The 25033-nt window shown below is 69.6% G+C and carries 25 protein-coding genes and 3 tRNA genes; 10 read left to right on the forward strand and 18 right to left on the reverse strand.

Translation table 11 applies throughout. The features are described 5' to 3' along the window. Nucleotides 1-4: 4 nt before the first annotated feature. From BM360_RS05765 to BM360_RS05790, 6 genes are all read right to left on the reverse strand, one after another. A complete protein-coding gene (locus BM360_RS05765) occupies nt 5-739 on the reverse strand; it encodes a peptidylprolyl isomerase (protein ID WP_093312134.1) in 735 nt (244 codons plus the stop codon). 67 nt (nt 740-806) lie between these two features. Continuing rightward, nucleotides 807-1325 (reverse strand): pantetheine-phosphate adenylyltransferase, encoded by a 519-nt coding sequence (coaD, locus tag BM360_RS05770; RefSeq protein ID WP_093312137.1) that lies wholly within the window; start codon nt 1323-1325, stop codon nt 807-809. Then, nucleotides 1322-2230, reverse strand: a complete 909-nt coding sequence (locus BM360_RS05775) for a polyprenyl synthetase family protein (protein ID WP_242653331.1) — start codon at nt 2228-2230, stop codon at nt 1322-1324. The genes coaD and BM360_RS05775 overlap by 4 nt, the downstream gene beginning before the upstream one ends. Before the next feature lie 4 nt (nt 2231-2234). Next, complete coding sequence (locus tag BM360_RS05780) at nt 2235-2483, reverse strand: exodeoxyribonuclease VII small subunit (RefSeq protein ID WP_093312146.1); 249 nt, start codon at nt 2481-2483, stop codon at nt 2235-2237. A 31-nt stretch (nt 2484-2514) separates the two neighbouring features. Then, on the reverse strand, nt 2515-3591 hold the full coding sequence (locus BM360_RS05785) for an MBL fold metallo-hydrolase (RefSeq protein WP_093312149.1): 1077 nt from the start codon (nt 3589-3591) through the stop codon (nt 2515-2517). Nucleotides 3592-3604: 13 nt separating this feature from the next. Continuing rightward, nucleotides 3605-4282 carry a DUF1013 domain-containing protein gene (locus BM360_RS05790; RefSeq protein WP_093312152.1) on the reverse strand — a complete coding sequence of 226 codons (678 nt, stop codon included), beginning with the start codon at nt 4280-4282 and terminating at the stop codon, nt 3605-3607. A 56-nt stretch (nt 4283-4338) separates the two neighbouring features. On the opposite strand from BM360_RS05790, the gene BM360_RS05795 reads away from it, so the two are divergent. After that, on the forward strand, nt 4339-4980 hold the full coding sequence (locus BM360_RS05795) for a glutathione S-transferase family protein (RefSeq protein WP_242653332.1): 642 nt from the start codon (nt 4339-4341) through the stop codon (nt 4978-4980). A 135-nt stretch (nt 4981-5115) separates the two neighbouring features. Here BM360_RS05795 and BM360_RS05800 read toward each other — a convergent pair. Next, a tRNA-Ala gene (locus BM360_RS05800) sits at nt 5116-5191 on the reverse strand. A gap of 121 nt (nt 5192-5312) precedes the next feature. Beyond that, nucleotides 5313-5624 carry a TIGR02300 family protein gene (locus tag BM360_RS05805; RefSeq protein WP_093312154.1) on the reverse strand — a complete coding sequence of 104 codons (312 nt, stop codon included), beginning with the start codon at nt 5622-5624 and terminating at the stop codon, nt 5313-5315. 121 nt (nt 5625-5745) lie between these two features. On the opposite strand from BM360_RS05805, the gene aroA reads away from it, so the two are divergent. The 8 genes from aroA to BM360_RS05845 all read left to right on the forward strand — a co-directional run bounded on the left by aroA (nt 5746) and on the right by BM360_RS05845 (nt 13499). Then, the gene (aroA, locus tag BM360_RS05810) at nt 5746-7098 is read left to right on the forward strand and encodes a 3-phosphoshikimate 1-carboxyvinyltransferase (protein ID WP_093312157.1); all 1353 of its coding nucleotides are present in this window, start codon (nt 5746-5748) and stop codon (nt 7096-7098) included. Nucleotides 7099-7102: 4 nt separating this feature from the next. Continuing rightward, complete coding sequence (locus BM360_RS05815; RefSeq protein WP_242653333.1) at nt 7103-8074, forward strand: proline iminopeptidase-family hydrolase; 972 nt, start codon at nt 7103-7105, stop codon at nt 8072-8074. Next, entirely contained in the window at nt 8071-8691 is a 621-nt protein-coding gene (locus tag BM360_RS05820) for a (d)CMP kinase (RefSeq protein ID WP_093312159.1), read from the forward strand. The genes BM360_RS05815 and BM360_RS05820 overlap by 4 nt, the downstream gene beginning before the upstream one ends. Before the next feature lie 267 nt (nt 8692-8958). Further along, nucleotides 8959-10665, forward strand: coding sequence for a 30S ribosomal protein S1 (gene rpsA, locus BM360_RS05825; protein ID WP_093312162.1), 1707 nt, complete (start codon nt 8959-8961; stop codon nt 10663-10665). 177 nt (nt 10666-10842) lie between these two features. Then, nucleotides 10843-11151 carry an integration host factor subunit beta gene (locus BM360_RS05830; RefSeq protein ID WP_278247413.1) on the forward strand — a complete coding sequence of 103 codons (309 nt, stop codon included), beginning with the start codon at nt 10843-10845 and terminating at the stop codon, nt 11149-11151. 41 nt (nt 11152-11192) lie between these two features. Further along, nucleotides 11193-11277: transfer RNA gene (locus BM360_RS05835), tRNA-Leu, on the forward strand. Between the two features lie 201 nt (nt 11278-11478). After that, nucleotides 11479-12450 carry a class II fructose-bisphosphatase gene (glpX, locus tag BM360_RS05840; protein WP_093312167.1) on the forward strand — a complete coding sequence of 324 codons (972 nt, stop codon included), beginning with the start codon at nt 11479-11481 and terminating at the stop codon, nt 12448-12450. Beyond that, nucleotides 12447-13499 carry a phospholipase D-like domain-containing protein gene (locus BM360_RS05845; protein WP_165611213.1) on the forward strand — a complete coding sequence of 351 codons (1053 nt, stop codon included), beginning with the start codon at nt 12447-12449 and terminating at the stop codon, nt 13497-13499. Before glpX ends, BM360_RS05845 begins: the two co-directional genes overlap by 4 nt. A gap of 7 nt (nt 13500-13506) precedes the next feature. Here the strand turns inward: BM360_RS05845 and BM360_RS05850 are convergent, their stop codons facing one another. The 7 genes from BM360_RS05850 to BM360_RS05875 all read right to left on the reverse strand — a co-directional run bounded on the left by BM360_RS05850 (nt 13507) and on the right by BM360_RS05875 (nt 20445). Continuing rightward, entirely contained in the window at nt 13507-14490 is a 984-nt protein-coding gene (locus tag BM360_RS05850) for an aldo/keto reductase (RefSeq protein WP_093312179.1), read from the reverse strand. A 191-nt stretch (nt 14491-14681) separates the two neighbouring features. Next, nucleotides 14682-14757, reverse strand: a tRNA-Glu gene (locus BM360_RS05855). Nucleotides 14758-14803: 46 nt separating this feature from the next. Beyond that, nucleotides 14804-16579 carry a single-stranded-DNA-specific exonuclease RecJ gene (gene recJ, locus BM360_RS05860; RefSeq protein WP_093312183.1) on the reverse strand — a complete coding sequence of 592 codons (1776 nt, stop codon included), beginning with the start codon at nt 16577-16579 and terminating at the stop codon, nt 14804-14806. A 172-nt stretch (nt 16580-16751) separates the two neighbouring features. Continuing rightward, nucleotides 16752-17294, reverse strand: coding sequence for a glutathione peroxidase (locus tag BM360_RS05865; protein WP_093312186.1), 543 nt, complete (start codon nt 17292-17294; stop codon nt 16752-16754). 67 nt (nt 17295-17361) lie between these two features. After that, nucleotides 17362-17496, reverse strand: a complete 135-nt coding sequence (locus BM360_RS20010; RefSeq protein WP_278247396.1) for a hypothetical protein — start codon at nt 17494-17496, stop codon at nt 17362-17364. Nucleotides 17497-17551: 55 nt separating this feature from the next. After that, nucleotides 17552-19360, reverse strand: a complete 1809-nt coding sequence (locus tag BM360_RS05870; RefSeq protein WP_093312189.1) for a DUF885 domain-containing protein — start codon at nt 19358-19360, stop codon at nt 17552-17554. 269 nt (nt 19361-19629) lie between these two features. Next, nucleotides 19630-20445, reverse strand: a complete 816-nt coding sequence (locus BM360_RS05875) for an ATP-binding protein (RefSeq protein WP_093312191.1) — start codon at nt 20443-20445, stop codon at nt 19630-19632. An 83-nt stretch (nt 20446-20528) separates the two neighbouring features. Here BM360_RS05875 and parE point away from each other — a divergent pair, with 83 nt between their 5' ends. After that, entirely contained in the window at nt 20529-22502 is a 1974-nt protein-coding gene (parE, locus tag BM360_RS05880) for a DNA topoisomerase IV subunit B (RefSeq protein ID WP_093312194.1), read from the forward strand. An 18-nt stretch (nt 22503-22520) separates the two neighbouring features. Here parE and BM360_RS05885 read toward each other — a convergent pair whose 3' ends face one another. The 3 genes from BM360_RS05885 to BM360_RS05895 are packed head-to-tail and all read right to left on the reverse strand — an operon-like array spanning nt 22521 to nt 24984. Next, nucleotides 22521-23312: a LysR family transcriptional regulator gene (locus tag BM360_RS05885; RefSeq protein WP_093312196.1), complete on the reverse strand. Its 792-nt coding sequence runs from the start codon at nt 23310-23312 to the stop codon at nt 22521-22523. A gap of 58 nt (nt 23313-23370) precedes the next feature. Beyond that, nucleotides 23371-23769 carry a Co2+/Mg2+ efflux protein ApaG gene (gene apaG, locus BM360_RS05890; protein ID WP_093312199.1) on the reverse strand — a complete coding sequence of 133 codons (399 nt, stop codon included), beginning with the start codon at nt 23767-23769 and terminating at the stop codon, nt 23371-23373. A 3-nt stretch (nt 23770-23772) separates the two neighbouring features. Beyond that, nucleotides 23773-24984 (reverse strand): trans-sulfuration enzyme family protein, encoded by a 1212-nt coding sequence (locus BM360_RS05895; RefSeq protein WP_093312201.1) that lies wholly within the window; start codon nt 24982-24984, stop codon nt 23773-23775. Nucleotides 24985-25033: the final 49 nt, after the last annotated feature.

Genomic DNA, 25033 nt, shown 5'->3' on the forward strand with positions numbered 1-25033 from the left:
GGCCTTAGCGCTCGTCCTGCTGGCTGGCCGGCAGGGTCTTGCGCGTCGCCTCGATCGCGCGCTGCACGTCCCGCGCGTTGCTCGCGGGCGAGGCGGGCGTGGACAGGACGGGCGCGGCCGGCGTCGGTGCAACGGGCGCCGCCGCCGCGGTGCCGACGCTCGCGCCGCCATCACCCAGAGTCGCGCGGACGATGCGGCTCGGCTCGGCCGGCGGCTCGCCCCGATTGATCGCGTCGACATAGTTCATGCCGGAGACGACGCGGCCGAAGGGCGAATATTTGCCGTCCAGCGACAGGTTCGGCATCAGCATGATGAAGAACTGGCTGTTGGCGCTGTCCGGCTGCTGCGCGCGCGCCATCGCCACCTCGCCGCGGACATGCGGCATGTCGTTGAACTCGGCCTTGAGGTCCGGCAGCTCGGATCCGCCCTCGCCCGTGCCCTTCGGGTCGCCGCCCTGCGCCATGAAGCCTTCGATCACGCGGTGGAAGGTGAGGCCGTCATAGAAGCCGCGCTTGGTCAGCGTCTTGATCCGCTCCACCGCCAGCGGCGCCTTGTCGGGCCGCAGCTGGATGACGACGCGGCCGCCGGTGGACAGGTCCAGCACCCAGGTGTTCTCCGGGGTGAGCGGCGGCACCGATGAAACCGCCGCGGTGGCGGGTGCCGGAGCCGGCTTGTCCTTGGCGATGGCGGGGGCCGCCATCAGGCCGGCGACGATGCCGGCGGCGATCAGCTTGCGCATGCTATTTTCCACGTTCCCGATGCTCTTGCCGTCGGTTGCGCGCGTCGGCTTGCCCGACGCTGAACCGCTACGAACCTTTCCTGCCCACCTGCTCGACGCGCGCGCGCATCTCCGCATCGATGGCGGGGGTGACGAACTTGCGGATCGCGCCGCCATAAAGCGCGATTTCCTTCACCAGCCGGGATGCGATCGGCTGCAGCGCCACGTCGGCCATCAGGAAGACGGTCTCGATGCGGTTGTTCAGCTGCTGGTTCATCCCCGCCATCTGATATTCATACTCGAAATCGGCGACCGCGCGCAGCCCCCGCACGATGATGCTGGCGCCCTGCCGCTCGGCAAACTCCATCAGCAGCGAATCGAACGGCACCACCTCGATCGTGGGGGAGATTTCCGCCACTTCGCGCCGAACATGCGCCATCCGCTCGTCGATGGTGAACATCGGCGATTTGGACGGGTTGGTGGTGACGCCGACGACCAGCCGGTCGACCAGCTTGGCGCCGCGGCGGATGATGTCGAGATGCCCCAGCGTCACCGGATCGAAGGTGCCGGGATAGACGCCCACCCGCTCGCGCGCGGAAACGTTCATCGGTCGCGCTCCACCACGTAAGCCGCGATGGCGCGCAGCAGGTCCGCCTCCGTGCCGAAGCCGCGCAGATGCGCCACCGCCTGCTCCACCAGCAGGCTCGCCTGCCGCCGCGCCGCCTCTGCGCCCATCAGCGACACGAAGGTGGCCTTGCCCGCCGCCTCGTCCTTGCGTAGCGCCTTGCCCGCCGTCGCCTCGTCACCCTCATGGTCGAGCAGGTCGTCGGCGATCTGGAAGGCGAGGCCGATGTCGCGCGCGTAACCGCGCAGATGCTTGCGCCCCTCGGGCGGCACGCGGCCCATGATGCCGCCCGCCTCCAGGCAGAACCCGATCAGCGCGCCCGTCTTCAGCTGCTGCAGTCGGGTGACGGTGGCGAGCTCGGTCAGCGGCACCCGCTCCGCCTCAAGGTCCATCATCTGCCCGCCCGCCATGCCCGACGGGCCGGAGGCGCGCGCCAGCTCCAGCGTCAGCTCGGCGCGGACGAACGGATCGGCATGCGTGTCGGGGTCGGCCAGCAGCTCGAACGCCAGCGCGTGCAGCGAATCGCCCGCCAGCACGGCCGTAGCCTCGTCGAACGCCTTGTGCACCGTCGGCTTGCCGCGGCGCATGTCGTCATCGTCCATGCAGGGCAGATCGTCGTGGATCAGGCTGTAGACGTGGATGGCCTCGATCGCCGCGCCGACGCGCAGCGCGCCGTCCCGCGCGACGCCGTAAAGGTCGCACGCGGCGCAGACGAGCAGCGGCCGCATCCGTTTGCCGCCGCCGATCGCGGCATGGCGCATCGCCTCGAACAGGCGGGCGCGGCCATCATCCTCGGGCACGGCCAGCAACGTGTCGAAGATCGCGTCGATCTCCGGCCCGATGCGCGCCATAGCGGCGCCGAGGACGACCGGAACCGCGTCCGTCATGGCCTCACTTGCCATCGAACGGCTGCGTGCCGGTGGCGCGGCCGTCGGCGCCGGCCACGATCCGCTCGATCCGGGCCTGCGCGGCGGCCAGCCGCCCCTCGCATTGTTTGCGCAAGCGATCCCCCTCGCCATAAAGGCGGATCGACTCCTCAAGGCTCGCCTCGCCGCTTTCCAGCCGCTGGACGATCGCCTCCAGCCGCTTCAGCGCGTCTTCGAAGGAAAGCTGCTCGATCTGTTCCGGGTCTGCCGCCATGGTGGGGCTTGTAAGCCGGGTCACCGGCCGGTCAAGCCGAGGCGGCGACGAAGCGCGCCACCCCGTCCTCCACCAGCCGCCGCGCGCGCCCGTCCCGCTCCAGGCGGTGGAGGTGCGCCAGCGCCTCGCCCGCCGCCATGCTGCGCTCGCCGCTGCGGATCGCGCGGCCGAACAGCGGCGCGAACACCTCCAGCGCGGTCTTCGGCCGGTCGAGCGCCGCCGCCATCGCATCCAGCCGGCCGAGATGACCGTCGCGCAGCGCCTTCAGCCGCCGGTGGAGGCCGGTGAACGGCTTGCCGTGCGCGGGCAGCACCAGCAGGTCCGCGGGCAGCGCCAGCAACCGGTCGATCGAGGCGAGCCAGTCGCCCAACGGGTCGCCGTCCGGCTCGTGCACGCCGACCGACACGTTGGGGGAGATGCGCGGCAACACCTGATCGCCCGCGATCAGCACGCCACCCGCCTCGTCCCACAGGCAGGCATGTTCGGGCGAGTGGCCGCTGCCGACCACGATGCGCCAGTCACGCCCGCCCGCATTCAGCACGTCGCCGTCGCTCAGCCGCGTGAAGGCGCCGGGGATCGGCGAGGTGCCCTTGGCGAACAGCGCCCAGCCCGTCCCGCGCGCCTCGGCGATCTGCGCATCGTCATAGCCTGCCATGCGCCACCACGCTTCCGCCTCGGCGGGCGGCGTGTCGCTGGCGTGCGCGCGCAGCATCCGCGCGGTCAGCCACTCGCCGCGCGTCATCGCCAGCGTGGCGCCGTCGCGCTCGCACAGCCATCCGGCGAGCCCGACATGGTCGGGATGCATGTGCGTCACGATCACGCGCGCAAGGCGGCGGTCGGCCAGCGCGCCGGCGAACAGCGCCTGCCAGGCCTCACGCACCGGCGGCAGATCGGGCCCGGTATCGACGAGCGCCAGATCCTCCGCCTCGCCCAGCAGCCAGACGTTGATGTGATCGAGCGCCCACGGCATCGGCAGCCGCACCCAGGTGACGCCCGGCGCCACCTCGGTCGGCGTGGCGGGATCGGGCACGCGATCCCCGAAGGGATAGGTCAACCCGCGATGGCTGGTCGGCACGAGACCCTGGTCGCGAAACCCGACGTCGCTCATGCCGGAGGAGCGATCAGCGCTTGAACGGATCGACGAAGCCGCCCGGCAGCGAGCCGACCGGCTCGTCCTCCCCATGCTCCGCGGCATAGGCCGCCGCCTCGCGCTCATGGCGCAGCTGCTCGATCAGCGCCTCGCGGTCGCCGTCCAGACGCGTGTCGACGGGCGCCTCGATGCCGGCCGCCTTCGCCGCCTTGGCGACCAGCGCGTCCAGCTCGCGCTGCGAGCAGAGGCCCAGCGTCACCGGATCCTTGGGCACGATGTTGGCGATGTTCCAGTGCGTCCGGTCACGGATCGCGGCAATGGTGGTGCGCGTCGTGCCGATCAGCTTGCTGATCTGGCCGTCGGACACTTCCGGATGGTTGCGGATGATCCAGGCGATGCCGTCCGGCTTGTCCTGCCGCTTGGAGACAGGGGTGTAGCGCGGCCCCTTGGTGCGGCGGACCTGCTCCGGCCCCTTGTTCATCACCATCCGATAGGCGGGATTGGCCTGCGCCTTGTCGATCTCGCTCATCGCCAGCTCGCCCGCGCGCACGGGATCGCGGCCGGTCAGCTTGGTCGCAGCGGTATCGTCGGCGATCGCCTGCACTTCCAGGATGTGCAGGCCGCAAAAGGCGGCGATCTGCTCGAAGGAGAGCGCGGTGTTGTCGACCAGCCAGGAAGCGGTCGCGTGCGGCATCAGCGGCTGCGCCATCGTTCGGCACCTTTCAGATAAAAGAAGGGCCGCCCCTCGCGGAGCGGCCTGAAGCTGTGGCACGAGATGTAATCCAGCCGGGGCGGCACGGCAAGGCGGGGGCGAACAGCGTGGAAATCTGGGGCGACAGGATCTCGGGCAATTGCCTCAAGGTGCAATGGATCGCCGATCGGCTCGGCCTCCAACATCGCTGGATCGATGTCGATATCCTTGCCGGCGACACCCGCTCGCCCGCCTTTCTGGCGATGAACCCGGCGGGTCAGGTGCCGCTGGTGCGGTGGCCGGACGGCCGCACGCTCGCCCAGTCCAACGCCATCCTGCTCCATCTGGCGGAGGGGTCGGCGCTCATCCCGGCCGATGCCTTCACCCGCGCCAAGATGCTCGAATGGCTGTTCTGGGAGCAATATAGCCATGAGCCCGCGGTCGCCGTCGCCCGCTTCCGCGTGCTCTATCAGGGTCAGTCGCCAGACGATCTCGATCCGGCGCTGCTCGCGAAATGCGCCGCCGCGCTGACGCGGCTGGAGGCGGGCGTGGCAGACGGCTTTCTCGTCGGCAGACGGCTGAGCCTCGCCGATGTCGCGCTGGTCGCCTACACCCGCATGGCGGGCGATGCCGGCCTCTCGCTCGATCCCTTTCCTGCGATCCGCCGGTGGATCGGCCTGGTCGAGGCGGAACTCGGCCTGCCGCCCTATCGGTAGGAGGCCGGATAGGCTGCGACGCTTTGCTGCATCCACGCGGGTCTGCCGAGTCGGATCGCCCCGCGCCCCGAACGCAAAATCGCGCCGAGGCTGGTCAGCCCGGCGCGATTTGGATAATCCGACCGATCAGGTGAATGGTGGAGACGAGGGGGATCGAACCCCTGACCTACGCAATGCCATCGCGTCGCTCTCCCAGCTGAGCTACGTCCCCATCCTTCTCGCCGGCCTGGGAGCCGGCGCCGCCTCGCCACCGGGGCGAGGAGCGCGTCCTTAGAGCGACCCGCCGCGCTTCGCAACAGGGAAACGCACAGGGCCCAAGGACGCGCCGAAACTTAGTTCTCGTCCTCGTTGTCGCTCGTGTCGACGCCGATATCGTCGTCGCCGCCCAGGTCGACATCGTCGTCCGCGTTCGGCTCCGCCTCCTCGTCGATGTCGAGATCCTCGGACAGGTCCGAATCCTCCTTCTCGACAGCTTCCTTCTTGGGCGCCTCGAACGGCATCGGCTGCTTGGACTTCAGGATCTGCTCGGGCTCGAACGCGGTGCCGCACTCGATGCAGGTCACCGGATCGTCCTTGCCGAGATCGTAGAAGCGCGTGTTGCACTTCGGGCAGCTGCGCTTGGTGCCCCACTCAGGCTTGATCATGGGCTCTCATGGCCTTTCGGTCAGGATAAACGAAGAACGGCCGGATGCCGGAAACCGGCCCGGCCGAACGCTTGGGGCGCGCCTTGCCACAGGGTATGCGCGCTGTCAAAAGCCGCGCCCGATGCAGCCCGCTCCCCCCGCCCCCGCCGCTTTCCACGCTCCCGGCCCGCTTCGCGGCACGGTGCGCGTGCCGGGCGACAAGTCCATCTCGCACCGCGCGCTGATGCTGTCGGCGCTGGCGGTCGGCACCAGCCGGATCGAGGGGTTGCTGGACGGGGAGGACGTGCTCGCCACCGCCGCGGCGATGCGGGCGATGGGGGCGGAATGCGTGCGCGAGGGCGATGGCCGCTGGATGGTCCACGGCGTCGGCGTCGGCGGCCTGCTCCAGCCCGCCGCCGCGCTCGACATGGGCAATAGCGGCACCTCCACCCGGCTGCTGATGGGCGTCGTCGCCAGCCATCCGATCACCGCCACCTTCACCGGCGACGCGTCGCTGTCCGGCCGCCCCATGGGCCGCGTGATCGAACCGCTCGCGCGCATGGGCGCGGACATCACCGCATCGCCCGGTGGCCGCCTGCCCTTGATGGTCCGCGGCCTCTGCCCGGCGGTGCCGATCGAATATCGCCTGCCCGTCGCCTCCGCGCAGGTGAAGTCGGCGGTGCTGCTCGCCGGCCTCAACACGCCCGGCCTCACCCGCGTGATCGAGCCGGTGGCGACACGCGATCATAGCGAGCGGATGCTGCGCGGCTTCGGCGCGGAGCTGACCGTCGAGGAGGACGGCACGGCCACACGCATCATCACCATCCGCGGCGAGGCGGAGCTGCGCCCGCAGGAGATCGCCGTGCCGGGCGATCCCTCGTCCGCCGCCTTCCCCGCCGTCGCCGCCTGCCTGGTGCCGGGATCGGACGTGCTGGTCGAGCATGTCGGCCTCAACCCCACGCGCGCCGGCCTGTTCGCCGCGCTGCAGGCGATGGGCGCGGATCTCAGCTTCGAGAATGCCCGCGAGATCGGGGGCGAGCCGGTGGCCGACATCCGCGTGCGCGGCTCGGCGCTCTCCGGCTTTGCCAACGATCCGCGCGACGTCGCCTCGATGGTGGACGAATATCCCATCCTGTTCGTCGCCGCCGCGCTCGCCCGCGGCCGCTCGGTCTTCACCGGGCTGGAGGAGCTGCGCGTCAAGGAAAGCGATCGCATCGCCGTGATGGCGCAGGGCCTCGCCGCCATCGGCGCGCGCGTCGAAGAGACGGCAGACGGCCTCATCGTCGAGGGCACGGGCGGCGACAGGCTGGCCGGCGGCGCCACCGTCGCGGCCCGCCTCGATCACCGTATCGCGATGAGCTTCGCCGTCGCCGGCCTCGTCAGCCACGCGCCCGTCATCATCGACGACATGGCGCCCGTCGCCACCAGCTTCCCCGGTTTCGAGGCCTTGATGACCACGCTCGGCGCCGAACGACGCCAGCTCGCTCCGGCATGATCGCGTGGCAACGCCGCTCGCCCGTCGTGACCTGCTCGCTCTGCTCGGGGCCGGCGGCATGAGCACCGCCGCCCTCGCCGCAGCCCCCGCCTTCGCGCCCGGCCGCGAGCTGATGGTGCCCGTCTCGGGCGGGCGGCTCTACGTCCGCATCGATGGCGATCTCGCCTCGTCCCGCCCGCCGCTGCTGCTGATCCACGGCGGGCCCGGCGGCAGCCACTACGCCTTCACCCAGGCGCTCGCGCTGGCGGGCACGCGCGCGCTGATCCTCTACGATCAGCTCGATTGCGGCCGCTCCGAGGGGCGCATGGACCCGGCCGACTGGACCGTGCCGCGCTTCCTGTCCGAGATCGAGGCGATCCGCGCCGCGCTCGGCATCGAGCGCTGGCATGTGCTGGGGCATAGCTGGGGCGGCACGCTGGCGCTCGAATATGGCGCGCGGGCACCCGCAGCGCTCGCCGGGCTGATCCTGTCGAGTCCGCTCATCTCCACCGCCAGCTGGATCGAGGATGCGCAGGCGCTGGTCGGCGCCTTGCCGCCCGCCGCGCGCGCGGCCATCGCCGCCTGCGATGCCGATCCCGCGAACGCGGCGGCGTGCGAGGCAGGCAATGCCGCGTTCGAGGCGGCCTATTACATGCGCCACCCGCGCGATCCTGCGGTTGCCGCCTATCGCGACGCCATGCCGCGCAGCTTCACGCCCCCGCTCTATCATGCCATGTGGGGCCGCACCGAGTTCCGCTGCACCGGCACGCTGAAAGATTATGACGGCACGCCCCTCCTTTCCCGCCTCGCCCGCGAACGCACTTTGTTCATGACGGGCGAGCATGACGAGGCGCGCCCGCAAACGATCCGCGCCTTTGCCGAGGCGGCCGGCGCACGCTTTGCCGTGCTGCCCGGCGCCGGCCACTCGACGCTGAGCGACGCGCGGCCCGCCTGGCTCCACACCGTCGCCGGCTTCCTCGCGGAGCAGGACGCATGATCATCGCCGTCGATGGCCCCGCCGCGTCCGGCAAGGGCACTATCGCCCGCGCGCTCGCGCTCCACTATGCGCTGCCGCATCTCGACACCGGCCTGCTCTACCGTGCCGTCGCCATCACCGTGCTGCGCGCCGATGGCGATCCGGCCGACCCTGCCGACGCGCTCGCCGCCTGCGCGTTCGACGATCTGCTGCTCGGCGATCCCGAACTCCGCTCGGAAAAGGCGGGCGCCGCCGCCTCGGTCGTGTCGGCGCATCCGGCCGTGCGTGCAGCGCTCGTCGATCGCCAGCGCCGCTTCGCCGGCCAGCCGAGCGGGGCGATCCTCGACGGGCGAGACATCGGCACCGTCATCGCGCCGGAGGCCGCGGCCAAGCTGTTCGTCACCGCCGATCCGCAGGTCCGCGCCACCCGCCGCCACGCCGAGCTCGCCGGCCGCGGAGCCAGCCCCGGCCTCGATGCCGTCCTCGCCGACATCCGCGCGCGCGACGAACGCGATAGCGCCCGTGCCGCGGCCCCGCTCAGGATGGCCGACGATGCGGTGCTGATCGACACGACCGACCTGAACGTCGCCGAAGCCGTCGCCGCCGCCATTGCGGCGGTCGAGGCGAAACGCGGCTGATCTTCCTCCGCCATCCGCCTTGCTGCGCATCGTCCCATGCGCTATGAAGGCACGTCCGGCGGGTGGGTGCTCGCGGAGGCAGGCGCGGAGCGGGCGGCGGCAAGCCGTCTCTCTCACGCGCCCTTTTCGCATTGGCGATCCCTCCGTCCGATCATCCGCATGTCCGGGCGCCGCGGCGGCATCCGGCCGGCGCGGCAGTTCTGGCCAAAAGACCTCCGGATACAACCGGATGGCCGGAAAAACAGACTGAGTAGGAACGCTGAACGCATGGCAACTGCCGCCACTCCAACCCGCGACGATTTCGCCGCGCTGCTCAACGAAAGCTTCGGCGACACGGAAGGCTTCGAAGGCCGCGTCGTCCAGGGCACCGTCACCGCCATCGAGAATGATCTCGCCGTCATCGACGTCGGCCTGAAGTCCGAAGGCCGCGTGCCGCTGCGTGAGTTCGCCGCTCCCGGCCAGAAGGCCGAGCTGAGCGTGGGCGACACGGTCGAGGTCTATGTCGATCGCGTCGAGAACATGCATGGCGAGGCGATGCTCAGCCGCGATCGCGCGCGCCGCGAAGCCGCGTGGGACAAGCTGGAGGGCGACTTCGCCGCCGAGAAGCGAGTCGAGGGCGTGATCTTCGGCCGCGTCAAGGGCGGCTTCACCGTCGACCTCAATGGCGCGGTGGCGTTCCTCCCCGGCTCGCAGGTCGACATCCGTCCCGTGCGCGACGTCACCCCGCTGATGGACATCCCGCAGCCCTTCCAGATCCTCAAGATGGATCGCCGCCGCGGCAACATCGTCGTGTCGCGCCGCGCCGTCCTCGAAGAGACGCGCGCCGAGCAGCGCACCGGCCTGATCCAGAGCCTCGCCGAGGGCCAGGTGGTCGAGGGTGTCGTAAAGAACATCACCGATTACGGCGCCTTCGTGGATCTGGGCGGCATCGACGGCCTGCTCCACGTCACCGACATGAGCTACAAGCGGATCAACCATCCGTCCGAGGTCATCAACATCGGTGACACGCTGCGCGTCCAGATCATCCGCATCAACCGCGAGACGCAGCGCATCAGCCTCGGCATGAAGCAGCTCGAGAGCGATCCGTGGGAAGGCGCCGGCGCCAAGTACCCGGTCGGCGGCAAGTTCACCGGCCGCGTGACGAACATCACCGAATATGGTGCCTTCGTCGAGCTGGAGCCCGGCATCGAGGGCCTCGTCCACGTCTCGGAGATGAGCTGGACGAAGAAGAACGTGCACCCCGGCAAGATCGTGTCGACCTCGCAGGAAGTCGATGTGGTCATCCTCGAGGTGGACGAGGACAAGCGTCGCATCTCGCTCGGCCTCAAGCAGGCGATCAACAATCCGTGGGAGACGTTCGCGGATCGTCACCCGATCGGTTCGCAGGTCGAGGGCGAAGTCAAGAACGCGACCGAGTTCGGCCTGTTCATCGGCCTCGATGGCGACGTCGACGGCATGGTCCACATGTCCGACATCGCGTGGGGCGTCACCGGCGAGGAAGCGCTGGCGCTGCACCACAAGGGCGAGACCGTGCAGGCGGTCGTGCTCGACATCGATCCGGAGAAGGAGCGCATCTCGCTCGGCATGAAGCAGCTTGAGCGTGGCGCCCCCGCGGTCGGCGGCAGCTCGGCCGGCGGTCTCCAGCGCAACCAGGTCGTCACCGTCACCGTCCTCGACGTGCGCGACGGCGGCCTCGACGTGCAGGCGGGCGAGGATGGCGCGATCGGCTTCGTCAAGCGTGGCGATCTCGGCCGCGACCGCGACGAGCAGCGTCCGGAGCGTTACCAGGTCGGCCAGAAGTTCGACGCGATGGTGATCGGCTTCGATCGCTCCAAGAAGCCGAACTTCTCGATCAAGGCGATGCAGATGGCCGAAGAGAAGCAGGCCGTGGCGCAGTATGGCTCGTCCGACTCGGGCGCGTCGCTGGGCGACATCCTCGGCGCGGCACTGAAGGCGCGCAACAACCGCGACTGACGTTCCCGTTCAGTTCATTTCGGAGGCGCGTCGGGCAACCGGCGCGCCTTCTTTTTTTTACCCTGCCTTTCCGTCGCTTGGCCCTAAACGGGACCGGAACAGGCCCCATTATGGTTGCACCGCACACAAGAATTCGACATTGATCGAGGTTGTATCGGAACAGCGCGACCCGCCCTCCTGCGCGCGCGATCCGGCGCGGGGAAGAAGATGATCCGATCGGAACTGGTGCAGCGCCTGGCGCGCGACAATCCGGAGTTCACCGCAAAGGAGATGGAGCGCGTGGTGGCGCTCTTCTTCGACGCGATCGTCGAACAGTTGGCGACGGGCGGCCGTGTGGAGCTGCGCGGCTTCGGCACCTTCACCACGCGCGCGCGCGACGCCCGCACCGGCCGCAACCCGCGCACCGGCGATGCGGTCGATGTCGATGCCAAGCGGGTGCCCTATTTCAAGCCCGGCAAGGAAATGCGGCAGAAGCTGAACGTCTGAGGCCTTGACGAACCCGCTCGTGACGCCTTGATCGGCCTCAGGCGGACGTGGCGAAACCGGTAGCCGCAGCGGACTTAAAATCCGCTTCCTGATGGAGTGCGGGTTCGAGTCCCGCCGTCCGCACCACGCTTTCCAATCCGGGCTCGCCCATCATCGGTGGCTGCGACTGCTGGCAACCCGCGTCGCGCACCAGACCTCCGAGCACGCCCCGAACGGGGACACGACCGCCGGCCGCAGCGGCACCGGCAGCGCCAGCCCCGTTCTCGACATTGCGCGCCGCCTTGCCTATCGACGGCCACCGAAGATCAGGCAGGATGGGGCAAGAATATGGTGAGGCCGAGCAAGGCGCTGGATCGCGTGCTGGTTCTCGAAATGGTGCGCGTGACGGAAGCCGCGGCGATCGCCGCCTCCAAGCTCGTCGGCCGCGGTGACGAGAAGGCGGCCGACGCCGCCGCCGTCGAGGCGATGCGCGCCGCGTTCAACACGCTGGAATTCGACGGCACCGTCGTGATCGGCGAGGGCGAGCGCGACGAGGCGCCGATGCTCTACATCGGTGAGAAGGTCGGCGCCGCGATCGGCACGGGGCCGAAGATCGACATCGCGCTTGATCCGCTCGAGGGCACGACGATCACGGCCAAGGCTGGCCCCAACGCGCTCGCCGTGCTCGCCATCGCGGAGGAAGGCGGCCTGCTGAACGCGCCCGACGTCTACATGGACAAGCTGGCGATCGGGCCGGGCTATGAGCAGGGCATTGTCGGGCTCGACAAGTCGCCGACCGAGAATGTCCGCGCGCTTGCCGCCGCCAAGGGCGTCGAGCCGAACGAGATCATCGCCTGCGTGCTGGATCGCCCCCGCCACGACAAGATGATCGCGGAGCTGCGCGCTCTCGGCTGCGGCGTCGTGCTGATCCCCGATGGCGACGTTGCCGGCGTGATCGCGGTGACCAATCCCGACACCACGATCGACATCTACATGGGTTCGGGCGGCGCCCCCGAAGGCGTGCTGGCCGCCGCGGCGCTCAAGTGCGTCGGCGGGCAGTTCCAGGGCCGCCTGCTGTTCCGCAACGATGCCGAGCGCAGCCGCGCCGCCAAGTGGGGCGTCACCGATCTCGACCGCATCTACTCGCTCGACGATCTGGTGAAGGGCGATGCCATCTTCGCCGCGACCGGCGTCACCGACGGGTCGCTGCTGGAAGGCGTCAAGCGCCGCGCCGGCGGCTGCATGACGACCGAGAGCGTCGTCATGCGCGCCAGTTCGCGCACCGTGCGCTGGGTGAAGGGCGAGCACCGCAAGGCTTGAGCACGTCGCTGCCGCACGCCGCCGGGCATGGGCCGATCCTGTTCGGCGGCCCTCCTGCCCCCCGCGGCGTGTTGCGTGACGCCCTGTTCGATCTGGTCGAGGCCGCGCCGCCCAGCGCGCGGATAGACTGGGCAACCTATTATTTCCGCGACACCGCCCTCGCCGCCGCGCTGATCCGCGCCGCCGATCGCGGCGTGGCGGTGCGGCTCGTCATGGATGCTGCGCCGCGCCGCGCGGAGGCCAATGCGCAGGTGGTGGCGATGCTGTCGGCGCATGGCCTGCGCGGCGGCTTCGTGCTCCGCCGTCGCGCGCTCAGCCCCGGCCACCTCCACAGCAAGATCTACGCCTTCTCCGACCCCGCCCTTGCGCTCGTCGGCTCGTTCAACCCGTCTGGCGATGCTGCGGCGGACGCGGCGGATCCGGCGGTGGTGCAGGAGATTGGCGATCAGGATGCCGGCTACAATCTCCTCTACGCGATCATCCAGCCCTCGTTGGTCGCGGCGCTCGGCCGCTATGTCGGGCGCATCGCCGGCGGCACGGCTGGGCTCGGCCGGCGGCTGTCGCCGGCGCAGAACCGCATCGTCCAGGGCACGGACGAAGCCCTCTACTTCTACCCGCGCCTGTCGCCCGGCGTCGTCGAGCGCGATCTCGCCGAAGCGGGTCGCGGCTGGCGGATCCGCGCGGCGATCTCGCACCTGAAGCGCGGCGGCCTGCTCGATGGGATGATGGCGGCCAGTCGCCGCGGAGCCGATGTCGCGCTCCTCGCCCACGCGACCGAGCGGCGCGTGCCCGAACGCGCCGTCCGCGCGCTTGCGGAAGCCGGCATCGCCACGCACCGCGTCGGCGACGGCCATGTGCTGCCGATGCACGACAAATATATCCTGGTGGAGCCGCCCGCCGCGATGCCGCACGCATGGATCGGCAGTCTCAACTACAACCCAAAATCACGCTGGCTGAACGACGAGCTGCTGGTGCGGACGACCCACCCTCGCGCCCTCGCCCAATTGCATGAGCGGTTCGACGCGGTGCGCGCCACCGCCCGCGCCTGACGCTGTCTCAGCGCCCCGTCATTGCCGCCAGCGCCGGCGGATAGCGGTCCCCGATCACCTCGATCGCTGCCAGGGCATCGCCGATCGCGCGCAGGTCCTCCGCCGACAGGTCCAGTTGGGTGGCGGCGATATTCTCCTCCAGCCGGTGCAGCTTGGTCGTGCCCGGGATCGGCACGATCCACGGCCGCTGCCCGAGCAGCCAGGCCAGCGCCACTTGCGCAGGCGTCGCCCCCTTGTCCGCCGCCATCCGGCCGAGCAGGTCCACCAGCGTGCGATTGGCGGTGCGCGCCTCCGCGGTGAAGCGCGGCACCGTGTTGCGGATGTCCCCCTCCGGGAATTGCGTGTCCGCGTCGATCGTGCCGGTCAGGAAGCCGCGGCCGAGCGGGCTGAACGGCACGAAGCCGATGCCCAGTTCTTCGCAGAGCGGCAGGATCTCCGCCTCGGGCGCCCGCCACCACAGCGAATATTCGCTCTGCACCGCCGCCACGGGCGTCACCGCATGCGCGCGCCGGATCGTCGCCGCACCAGCCTCCGACATGCCGAAAGCGCCGACCTTGCCCTCGCGGATCAGCTCGCCCACCGTGCCCGCCACATCCTCGATCGGCACGTCCGGATCGACACGGTGCTGGTAGAACAGGTCGATCCGCTCCGTCCGCAGCCGCTTGAGCGAAGCCTCCGCCACCGCGCGGATCCGCTCGGGCCGGCTGTCCACGCCGCCGCGCGACTCCCCGCTCTTGAAGCCGAACTTGGTGGCGATCACCACGTCCTGCCGCACCGGCTCCAGCGCCTCGCCGACCACTTCCTCGTTGACGAACGGGCCATAGACCTCCGCCGTGTCGAAGAGAGTGACGCTTCGCTCCACCGCCGCGCGGATCAGCGCGACGGCATCCACCCGCGCCACGCCTTCACCGATGCCGAAGCTCAATCCCATGCAGCCGAGGCCGAGGGCAGACACCTCGATCCCGCTGCGTCCGAGCGTGCGTTGCTGCATGGCGAACTCCCGATATGGCCGCCCTGTTGTCGGATGAAGGCCGCAGGAAGGTCAACAGCGCTTGTCGCGCCGCCGGGAGGCGAACGGGTGCGCATCGCATCATCCGTGGACCCGCTTGCAGATCGGTGTGCGGCGGCTGTGCGCCACCATCATCACGAGCCGAAACATGCCGCGGCATGCTTCGAATCTCGTGGTGACCCCTACGGGAATCGAACCCGTGTTTCAGCCGTGAAAGGGCCGCGTCCTAGACCGCTAGACGAAGGGGCCAAGCGAGAGCGGCCCATTAGGCGAGCCGTTCGCCCCGGTCAACGGCTCAATAGACCCAGGCGGCATCCTCGATGTGCATCTCCGCCGTGCCGCGCCCGCTCCACTCGTCACGCCGCACCCGGCCGGCCAGCCACAGCCGCCGCGTCGTGCCCGCGGCCAGCAATGCCTGGCCCAGCGGCCCGTCCGCCTGGCGGAAGGCGATAGTCTTGATCGTGCGGCCATCCTCGCCCGAGACGAGCGCGCGGACATGCCCCGCCCCCACCACGTCGGCGCGCAGCACGCGCACCGGGCCCGCCGCCACGCGCGGTGCCGGCCAGCCCGCGCCATATGGCCCGCCGCCCTCCAGCGCCTCCACCAGCGAAGTCGCGACGCCGCCCGGCGCCACCACCGCATCAAGCAGCAGCGCCCGGTCGTCCCGCGCGCGCGCCACATCCGCCGCCAGCCGCTCGTCAAGGAAGTCGGCCAGCGCGTCGACGCCGTTCGGCGCCACCGTCACGCCCGCCGCCATGGCGTGCCCGCCGCCCGCCTCCAGCAGGCCCATGTCCTTCGCCGCCAGCACCGCCGCGCCGAGATCGACGCCCGCGATCGAGCGGCCCGATCCCTTGCCGCGCCCTTCCGCGTCGAGCGCGATCACCAGCACCGGCCGGCCCAGCCGCTCCTTCAGCCGCCCCGCGACGATGCCGATCACGCCGGGATGCCAGCCGACCCCCGCCACCGTCACCACCGCGCGATTGGCCTGGCCGTGCGCCGCCGCCTCCGCCGTCTCGGAGACGGCCGCCTCGATCGCCCGCCGCTCCTCGTTCAACCGGTCCAGCTCGGCGGCAATCCCGCGCGCTTCCTCCTCATCCTCGGTGGTGAGCAGCCGGACGCCCAGATCCGCCTTGCCGACGCGCCCGCCCGCATTGATCCGCGGCCCCAGCGCAAAGCCGAGGTCGGTGCAGGTCGGCGCCGCCTTCAGCCGCGCCGCATCCGCCAGCGCGGCCAAGCCGACATTGCGCCGCGCCGCCATCACCTTCAGCCCCTGCGCGACGAAGGCGCGATTCAGGCCCCGCAGCGCCGCCACATCGGCCACGGTGCCCAGCGCCACGAGGTCGAGCAGCTCGATCAGCTTCGGCTCGGCCCGCCCCTCGCCGAACCAGCCACGCCCGCGCAGCGTCCGCAGCAGCGCGGCGCCCAGCAGGAAGGCAACACCGACCGCAGCAAGGTGGCCGTGGCTCGCCCCCTCTTCCTCGTCCAGCCGGTTGGGGTTCACCAGCGCATGCGCGACAGGCAGCGCCGTCGCGCATTTGTGATGATCGACGACGATCACGTCGAGGCCCGCTGCCGCCGCCTGATCCAGCGCCTCGAACGCCTGTGCGCCGCAATCCACCGTCACGCAGAGCGTCGCGCCGCCCTCGGCGATGCGCACCAACGCCGCACCTGACGGACCATAGCCCTCCATCAGCCGGTCGGGGATGTAGGCGGCAGGCTCCAGCCCCAGCATCCGCAGCAGCCGAACCAGCAGCGCCGCCGAGGTTGCCCCGTCCACGTCATAATCGCCGAACACCGTCACCCGCTCACCCGCCTGCACCGCATCGGCCAGGCGCTCCGCCGCGCGGTCCATGTCGCGGAAGATGGAGGGATCGGGCATGAAACCGCGCAATGTCGGCGCGCGGTGCGCATCGAGCGCCTCGCGCGGCGCGCCGCGGGTCAGCAGCAGCCGGTCGATCAGCGCGTCGGGCGCGAACTCAAGGTCGAAACTGCCCTCCCCCCGCCAGCGCCACGGCTGGCCGAGGATCGAGCGGGCAATGCCAAGAAGCGGCGGCGCCGCAAGGAGCGTCATCCCCGCGCCTGTCGCAGATGCAGGCGGGCGAGGGAAGAGTCCGGCGGCGAAACGGCCGGGCAACGATGCCCTGTCCCGTTCGTGCTGAGCCTGTCGAAGCACTGTCCTTCTCACGCGCGGAGAAGGGCGGCCCTTCGACAGGCTCAGGGCGAACGGGACTGAGATCCCTATCTTACCCCAGAGCCGCCTCGATCGCCTCCACCACCTTGGCGTCATCCGGCGCCAGGCTGGGTGCGAAGCGGGCGGCCACCTTGCCGTCGCGGCCGATCAGGAACTTCTCGAAGTTCCACAGGATGCCCGGCGCCGGGTTCGGCTCCATGCCATATCCCTTCAGCTTCTCGCGGAACTCGTCCGCCGGCCCGTCCACCTGCGGGTGCTCCGCGATCAGCGCGCGGTAGAGCGGGTGCGTGTTCTCGCCCGTCACCGCGATCTTGGAGAACATGGGGAAATCGACGTCGAACGTCGTCGAGCAGAATTCGGCGATGTCCGCGTCCGTCCCGGGTTCCTGCGCGCCGAAATCGTTGGCGGGAAAACCGAGCACGACGAAGCCACGGTCGCGATACTGGCGGTACAGCTTCTCCAGCGCGTCATATTGCGGCGTCAGCCCGCATTTGGACGCGACGTTGACGACCAGCGCCACCTGCCCGTCCCAGTCGGCCAGCTTGGCCGGCTTGCCGTCGATTGTGTTGACCGGGATGTCCTGGATCGCCGTCACGTGCCTCTCCTCATGGCCGATGCGGGCGCACCCTGCCCCGCATCGGCCACCAGGATCAAGCGCGCGCTCAGATCGGGGACACGCCCATGAACTTCAGCAGACCCAGCACCAGGATCAGCAGCGCGATGGCCGCGATCACGTTGGCCACGTTGAAGCTGCTGCGCTCCACCACCACCTTTTCGTCGCTGCGCACGTCGGACATGGTCGGCCCTTTCTGATTGTTGCCGACCCGGAACGCGTCCGATGCGGACCCGTTCCTAAGCCCGCATCGCCGCGATCCGCGCATCCACCCGCGCGTCGAACAAGGTCAGCGGCATCGCCCCTTCCTTCAGGATCTCGTGGAACTGGCGCGCGTCGAACTTCGGCCCCAGCGCCGCCTCGGCCTTGGCCCGCGCCCGCGCCCACGCCATGTGGCCGATCTTGTAGCTGCACGCCTGCCCCGCCTGTGTGCAGTAACGCTCCACCTCGCGCTGCGACCGCGGCTGCGCAAAGCCCGTTGCCTTGACGAGGTAATCGGTCGCCTGTTCACGCGTCCAGCGCTTGGCGTGGATGCCCGTGTCCACCACCAGCCGCGCCGCGCGGAACAGGAAGGACTGGAGATAGCCCGCCTCCTCCACCGGCCCGGCATAGCCGCCGAGCGTCTTGGCCACCTCCTCGGCATAGAGCGCCCAGCCCTCGCCATAGGCCGACAGGAAGATGATCTTTCGCAGCATCGGCATGTCGACTGCCTCCTGCGTCAGCGACAATTGCAGGTGATGCCCCGGCACGCCCTCGTGATAGCTGAGCGCCGGCAGCGTATATTTCGGCCAGTCGCCGACATCCTTCAGGTTGATGAAGTAGATGGCCGGCCGCGATCCATCGAGCGCGGCGGTGCGGTAATAGCCGTTCGATGCGCCGTCCTGGATCTCCACCGGCACCGCGCGGATCTCCAGCGGCTGCGTCGGCAGCGTCGCAAAGGCTTGCGGCAGCTTCTTCTGCATCGCCGCCACGCCCTCGTTCAGCCCGGCGAGCAGCTCCGCGCGGCCCGCCTCGCTGTTGGCGTAGAGCTGCGCGGGCGACTTGTTGAGCGCGACCAGCCGCTCGCCAACGCTCCCTTTCGTCAGCCCCTGCCCCTTCAGGATCGTGTCGAGCCGACCGCTGATCTCCGCCACCTGCTCGAGACCGGCGCGGTGCACCTCGTCGGGCGTCATGCTGGTCGTCGTCGCCTGCGCCAGCGCCATGGCGTAGATCGCATCGCCCTGGCGCAGCCGCCACAGCCCGTCCCCCGGCGCGGTCGATCCCTTCAGCTGCTCGACCAGCGCGATCTGCCGGTCGAGCGCGGGGTAGACCTTGCCCTCGACGATCTTCGCCGCGCGGGCCTGCCAGTCACCCGCCACGCCCTTCGCCTGCGCGCGGGTCGCCAGCGACTGCGCCAGCGTGGACTCCGCCGCCGGCCTGCCGCGCAGCTTGCGCATCTGCCCCAGCGTCAGGTCGAGCGACCAGGCCGGCGCCACGAAGCCGCGCGCCGCCTCCTCGCGCTGCAAGCCCGTCTCGGTGTCGAGCAGCGGGCCGAACTGGTCCAGCCGCGCGAGGTAAGCCTCTGCATCCGCGGCGCTATCGATCGTGTGGGCGGAGTTGAGGAAGTCGGGCGTGGCGAAATAGGCGCCGCCCTGCTGGAACAGGCGATAGGGCCGGATCGCGCTCTCGATCCCGAACGCCTCGCGCGGCGCGATCTGCGTCTCCAGCCAGTAATCGATCACCGCGATGTTGCCGCGATCCGCATCGTTCAGCTTGGCCGAGGCGAACTTCGCCAGCGCCGCGCGGGCCGCCTTGTTCTCGGCCAGCCGCTCCGCCGCCGCGGTGCGTCCCTCGGCGTCCAGCTGCCCGCGCAGGCCGCTCAGCGCCCCCTTGTCGAGCCCCAGCGAGGTCGCCAGCTCCGGGCTCCGCCGCAGCCGCGCCTGGAAGATCCGGTCCAGCTCGGCGGCGACCTTCGGATCGCTGGGCGCCTGCGCGAAGGCGGCGGCAGGAGACAATGTTGTCGCAAGGGCAGCGGCCCCAGCGGAGGCGAGGAACTGGCGGCGGTCCATGGGCATGTGTCCGTTTCTCGTTGATCCGCCAGCCTTAATCCGCCCGCTCTCACCCGCGCCAGTGTCGTTCGTCGACGACGAAGCGAGCGGTCGTGGCCCAGTGGCGCGGCTCTGGCCTTGTCGGAAATCGCCCGCTACGCTCGGGATCGGCCGCTTTACACCGGATAGCCGCGTCAGTCTGCAGGACATTCAACAGCAAGGATTTTTTGAAAACAACCCGCTGGTCGGGTCATGTCGGAAAAGGGCCTCTGAGTGTCAACTTTGTCAACTTAAGCCATCGCCCTGCCCGCGCGCCCGGCCAGCTCCACCGCATATTGCCACGCCACCCGCCCTGATCGCCCGCCGCGCTGCGTCGCCCACAGGATCGCATCGGCCGGGTCGAACGGCAGCCCCGCCCGCATGGCATAGCGCTCCACCATCGCCAGATAGGTCGCCTGATCGACCACATGGAAGCCGAGGCTCAGCCCAAAGCGGTCCGCCAGCGCCAGCTTGTCGTCCATCGCATCCCTCGGGCTGAGCGCGTCCGCCTGCTCTGTCGCCTGCCGCGCCACAATATGCCGCCGGTTCGCCGTCACGTAGAGCCGCACATTGTCCGGCCGCGCTTCCGCCCCGCCTTCCAGCAAGGACCGCAGCGCCCGCGGCGCATCCGCGCCCTCCTCGAAACCGAGGTCGTCGATGAACAGGATGAAGGCGCGGCGGACGCCCGCGATGGTCCGGAACAGCGCCGGCAACGCCTCCAGCCGATCCCCCGCCACCTCGACCAGCGCGATGGCGTGCCCCTCCGCCTGGCACGCACCGACCACGCTCTTCACCAGCGCCGACTTGCCCGTTCCCCGCGCTCCCCACAGCAAGGCGTCATGCGCCGCATGCCCCGCCGCCAGCCGCCGCGTGTTCGCCAGCAGCGTCTCTTTCTGCGCATCGATCCCGGTCAGCAGCCCCAGCGGCAGCGGCGCAAAGGCCCGCGCTTCCTCCAGCCCGCCACGCTGCCAGACATAGGCCGGATGCACCGCGGGGTCGGCCACGGGCAGCGGCGGCGGCGCGATCCGCTCGAGAGCGGCAGCGATGCGAGCGAGATACTGGTCCATGCGCCGTGCTCTGACGCGCCCCCCGGCGAGCCGCAACCGCGGCAAGGCTGACATCCGCCTCCGTTCACACTATGTCCTCCGCCATGGCCGACGATCTGTTCCAATCCCCCGCCACCCCGCAAAGCTATGACGCCTCGACGATCGAGGTGCTCGAGGGGCTGGAACCCGTCCGCCGCCGCCCGGGCATGTATATCGGAGGCACGGACGAGCGCGCGCTCCACCATCTCGCCGCCGAGGTGCTGGACAATGCGATGGACGAGGCGGTCGCCGGACACGCCACCCGCATCGAGGTGACGCTGTCCGCCGGCAATCGCCTCACCATCGTCGACAATGGCCGCGGCATCCCCGTCGATCCGCACCCCAAGTTCCCCGGCAAGTCGGCGCTGGAGGTGATCCTCACCACGCTCCACTCGGGCGGCAAGTTCGACGGCAAGGCCTATGCGACGAGCGGCGGCCTTCACGGCGTCGGCATCTCGGTCGTCAATGCGCTGTCGACCGAGACGGTGATCGAGGTGGCCCGCGATCGCGAGCTGTTCCGCCAGCGCTTCGCGCAAGGGCATGCCGCGACCACGCTGGAAAAGGTCGGCGCCGCACCCAATCGTCGCGGCACGTCGGTCAGCTTCGTGCCGGACACCGCCATCTTTGGCGAGCTGGCGTTCAAGCCCGCCCGCCTGCACCGCCTCGCCCGCTCCAAGGCGTACCTCTACGCCGGCGTCGAGATCCGCTGGAAATGCGATCCATCGATCATCACGGACGACACGCCTGCGGAAGCGGTGTTCCAATTTCCCGGCGGTCTCGCCGATCATCTGAAGGAACAGGTCGGCGCGCGCGAATGCGCCACCAGCCAGTTCTTCTCCGGCCGACAGGAGTTCGCGAACGATCAGGGTTCAGTCGAGTGGGCGGTGGCGTGGCCGCTCTGGTCGGACGGCAGCTACAGCTATTACTGCAACACCATCCCGACGCCCGATGGCGGCACGCACGAGGCGGGGCTGCGCGCCGCTTTGGTGAAGGGCATGCGCGGCTTTGCCGAGCTGACCGGTCAGAAAAAGGGCAAGGATCTCGCGCCCGAGGACGTGATGCAGGGGGCGGAGCTGATGCTCTCCGTCTTCATTCGCGATCCGCAATTCCAGTCGCAGACCAAGGATCGTCTGACCTCGCCCGACGCGGCCCGCCTGGTCGAAGGCGCGGTGCGCGACCATTTCGATCACTTCCTCAGCGACAATATGGAGCGCGGCAAGGCGCTGCTCGGCTACGTGCTCGACCGGATGGACGAGCGGCTACGCCGCAAGCAGGAGCGTGAGGTCAAGCGCAAGACCGCGGTCAACAAGCGCTCGCTGCGCCTGCCCGGCAAGCTGACCGACTGTGCCGCCGACGCGCCCGACGGCACCGAATTGTTCATCGTCGAGGGCGACTCCGCAGGCGGATCGGCGAAGCAGGCGCGCGACCGCAAGACACAGGCGATCCTGCCAATCCGCGGCAAGATCCTCAACGTCGCCTCAGCTAACTCCGCCAAGATTTTGGCGAATCAGGAAATTGCCGATCTGATCCAGGCGCTCGGTTGCGGCACGCGCGACAAATGCGATGCTTCGGCGCTACGCTACGAACGGGTCGTCATCATGACCGACGCCGATGTCGACGGCGCACACATCGCAACCTTGCTGATGACCTTCTTCTTCCAGGAGATGCCCGATCTCGTCCGCCGCGGGCACCTCTACCTCGCGCAGCCGCCGCTCTACCGCCTGGTTGCCGGTGCCAAGTCGCTCTACGCGCGCGACGATGCGCACCGTGCCGAGCTTGAACGGACCGAGTTCCGCGGCAAGAAGGTCGAGGTCAGCCGCTTCAAGGGGCTGGGCGAAATGAACCCGATGCAGCTGCGCGAAACGACGATGGATCCGGGCAAACGCAGCATGATCCGCATCACGCTTCCCGCCGAATATGAGGAGCGGGCAGCGGTGAAGGATCTCGTCTCGCGCCTGATGGGCACCAATCCGGCGCACCGCTTCGCCTTCATCCAGGAGAATGCGGCGCATGTGGAGGAGGATGCAATCGACGCCTGAGGCGCCGTCAGCATTCCGTCACTGCGTCAGCGCCGCGACCAGTGCCTTGACCTTCTTCTGCCGCCACTGCGGCACGGGCGCGACCAGCCAGTAAGCGAGCGGGCTCGGCTGCGGCTCGCCGCGGCTGACGACCCAGCCCGAGGCGAGGTCTGCCTCGGCGAGCAAAGCGGGTACGCACGCTTCGCCCATGCCGTTCGCCGCCGCATCAATGGCAAGGCCGGCATCGCCGACGCGCAGCGCAACCGGCTTGCCGTCCTCCGCCGGGCAGCCAGGCCATGCAATCGCCCCCTCAATCCCGTCCTCTGCCGCGACTGTCACAAAACCGGATGCGCCGAGCTGCACCCCCTCAAGCTCACCCTTGCCGGGCGCGAGCCGGATGGCGAGATCGAGATTGGCCTGCGTGAAATCCAGCTCGTCGTCCGCCGCGACCATGACGAAGCTCAGCTCCGCATCGGTCTTGGCATAATCGGCCAGCCGCCGTGCCAGCCACTTGGCGGTGAAATCGCGCGGCGCAGCGATGGTCAGCGTCTTGGACGATTGCTGTGCCTGCATCGCGCGCACCGCCTCCTCGAACATCAGGAAACCGGCGCGCAGTGGCTCCAGCCCCGCCTCGCCTTCGGGCGTCAGCTCCAGCCCCTTGGCAGTGCGTCGGAACAGCACGACCCCGAGCGTATCCTCCAGCGCGCGGACCTGCTGGCCAACCGCCGCCGGCGTCACCGCCAGCTCGTCCGCCGCACGGGTGAAGGACAGGTGGCGCGCCGCGGCATCGAGTACGCGGAGGCCGTTGAGGGGCAGATGGGTGCGCTTCATGGTGCGCCGTCTATAACGAACCCCGCGGCTCCGGCAAAAGGCGTCGCGAGACGGCCGATCAGCGCGTCACCGCAGGCGCGATCAGCGAGAAGCGCGGAATGGCGGCATCGAAGGTCGATCCATCCTCGCTGGCCATGTGATAGCTGCCCTGCATCGTGCCGGTCGGCGTATCGAGCGGACAACCCGAGACATAATCATAGGAGCCACCGGGCGCGATCACCGGCTGCTCACCGACGACGCCGTCGCCTTGCACCTCGTGCCGCCCGCCACGACCATCGGTGATGATCCAGTGCCGGGTGAGCAACTGCACGCTGACCGGTCCCTCATTCTCCAGGCGGATGTGATAGGCCCAGAACCAGCGCCCACGCGCGGGGTCCGACTGTTCGGGCAGGAAGCTGACCGACACGCGCACGGCCAGCCCCCGCGTGGTCGCGACATGCGGGAACAGCGCCTTCATGGTTCAGAGGCCGACCGTCTTCAGCGCGCGGTCGAAATCCTCGATCAGGTCGTCCGGATCCTCAAGGCCGACGTTCAGCCGCAACATGCCCTCGGTCACGCCCATGCCCTCGCGCACGTCTGCGGACAGACCGCTGTGCGTGGTGGACGACGGATGCGTCATCAGCGAGCGCGAATCGCCGATATTGTTGGAGATATCGACCAGCTCCAGTGCGTCGAGCAGGCCGTGCGCCTGGGTTCGCCCCCCGTCGAGCACCAGCGCCAGGATGGTGCCGCCGACGTTGCCCATCTGCTGCATCGCCAACGCGTGCTGCTTGTGGCTGTCCAGCGCGGGATAGAGGATCGTCGGCACGCGACCTTCGAGGAAGCGCGCCACCTTCAGCGCGCTCTCGCTCTGGCGGCGGATGCGCATGTCGAGCGTCTCAAGCCCCTTCAGCACGACCCAGGCGTTGAAGGCGGAGAGCGTCGGCCCGGTGTTGCGGGTAAAGGGCAGCAGCTCGTTCAGGATGAAATCCTCGCTGCCGCACACCGCGCCGGCCAGCACGCGTCCCTGCCCGTCCATCATCTTGGTGGCGGAGTGGGCCACGATGTCCGCGCCATACTCCGCCGGGCGCTGCAGCGCAGGCGTGGCGAAGGCGTTGTCGACGACGGTGCGCACCCCCGCCTCGCGCGCGATGCCGCACACAGCGGCGAGATCGACGATGTCGAGCGTGGGGTTGGCGGGCGTTTCGAAGAAGAACAGCTTGGTTTCAGGCCGGATCGCCGCGCGCCACTGATCGGGATCGCGCCCGTCGACGATGGTCGTGGCGACGCCGAAGCGCGGCAGCAGCGTGTCGGTCAGCCAGCGGCAGGAGCCGAATGCGGCGCGCCCCGCAACAACATGATCGCCGGCCTTGAGCTGGCACAGCAACGCCGCCGTCATCGCCGCCATGCCGCTGGCGGTGCAGCGTGCGGCCTCCATGCCCTCCATCAGCGCGATGCGCTGTTCGAGCATCTCGACGGTCGGGTTCTGCAGGCGCGAATAGGTCATGCCCGCCTGCTCGCCGGCGAAGCGGGCGGCGGCGTCTGCGGCGCAATCGTAAGCGTAGCCCGAGGTCAGGAACAACGCCTCGCTCGTCTCGCCGAACTCACTACGGCGGGTGCCGCCGCGCACCGCACGGGTGGCCGGGCGCCAGCAGGCGGTGATGTCGCGATCCTGTCCGGTATGCCGTTTCATGCCGCCTGCTTTGCAGCGTCGGCGCTGGTCTGTCCACCGACCGCCGCCA

The sequence above is a fragment of the Sphingomonas jatrophae genome (assembly GCF_900113315.1).
Taxonomy (GTDB): Bacteria; Pseudomonadota; Alphaproteobacteria; order Sphingomonadales; family Sphingomonadaceae; genus Sphingomonas_P; species Sphingomonas_P jatrophae.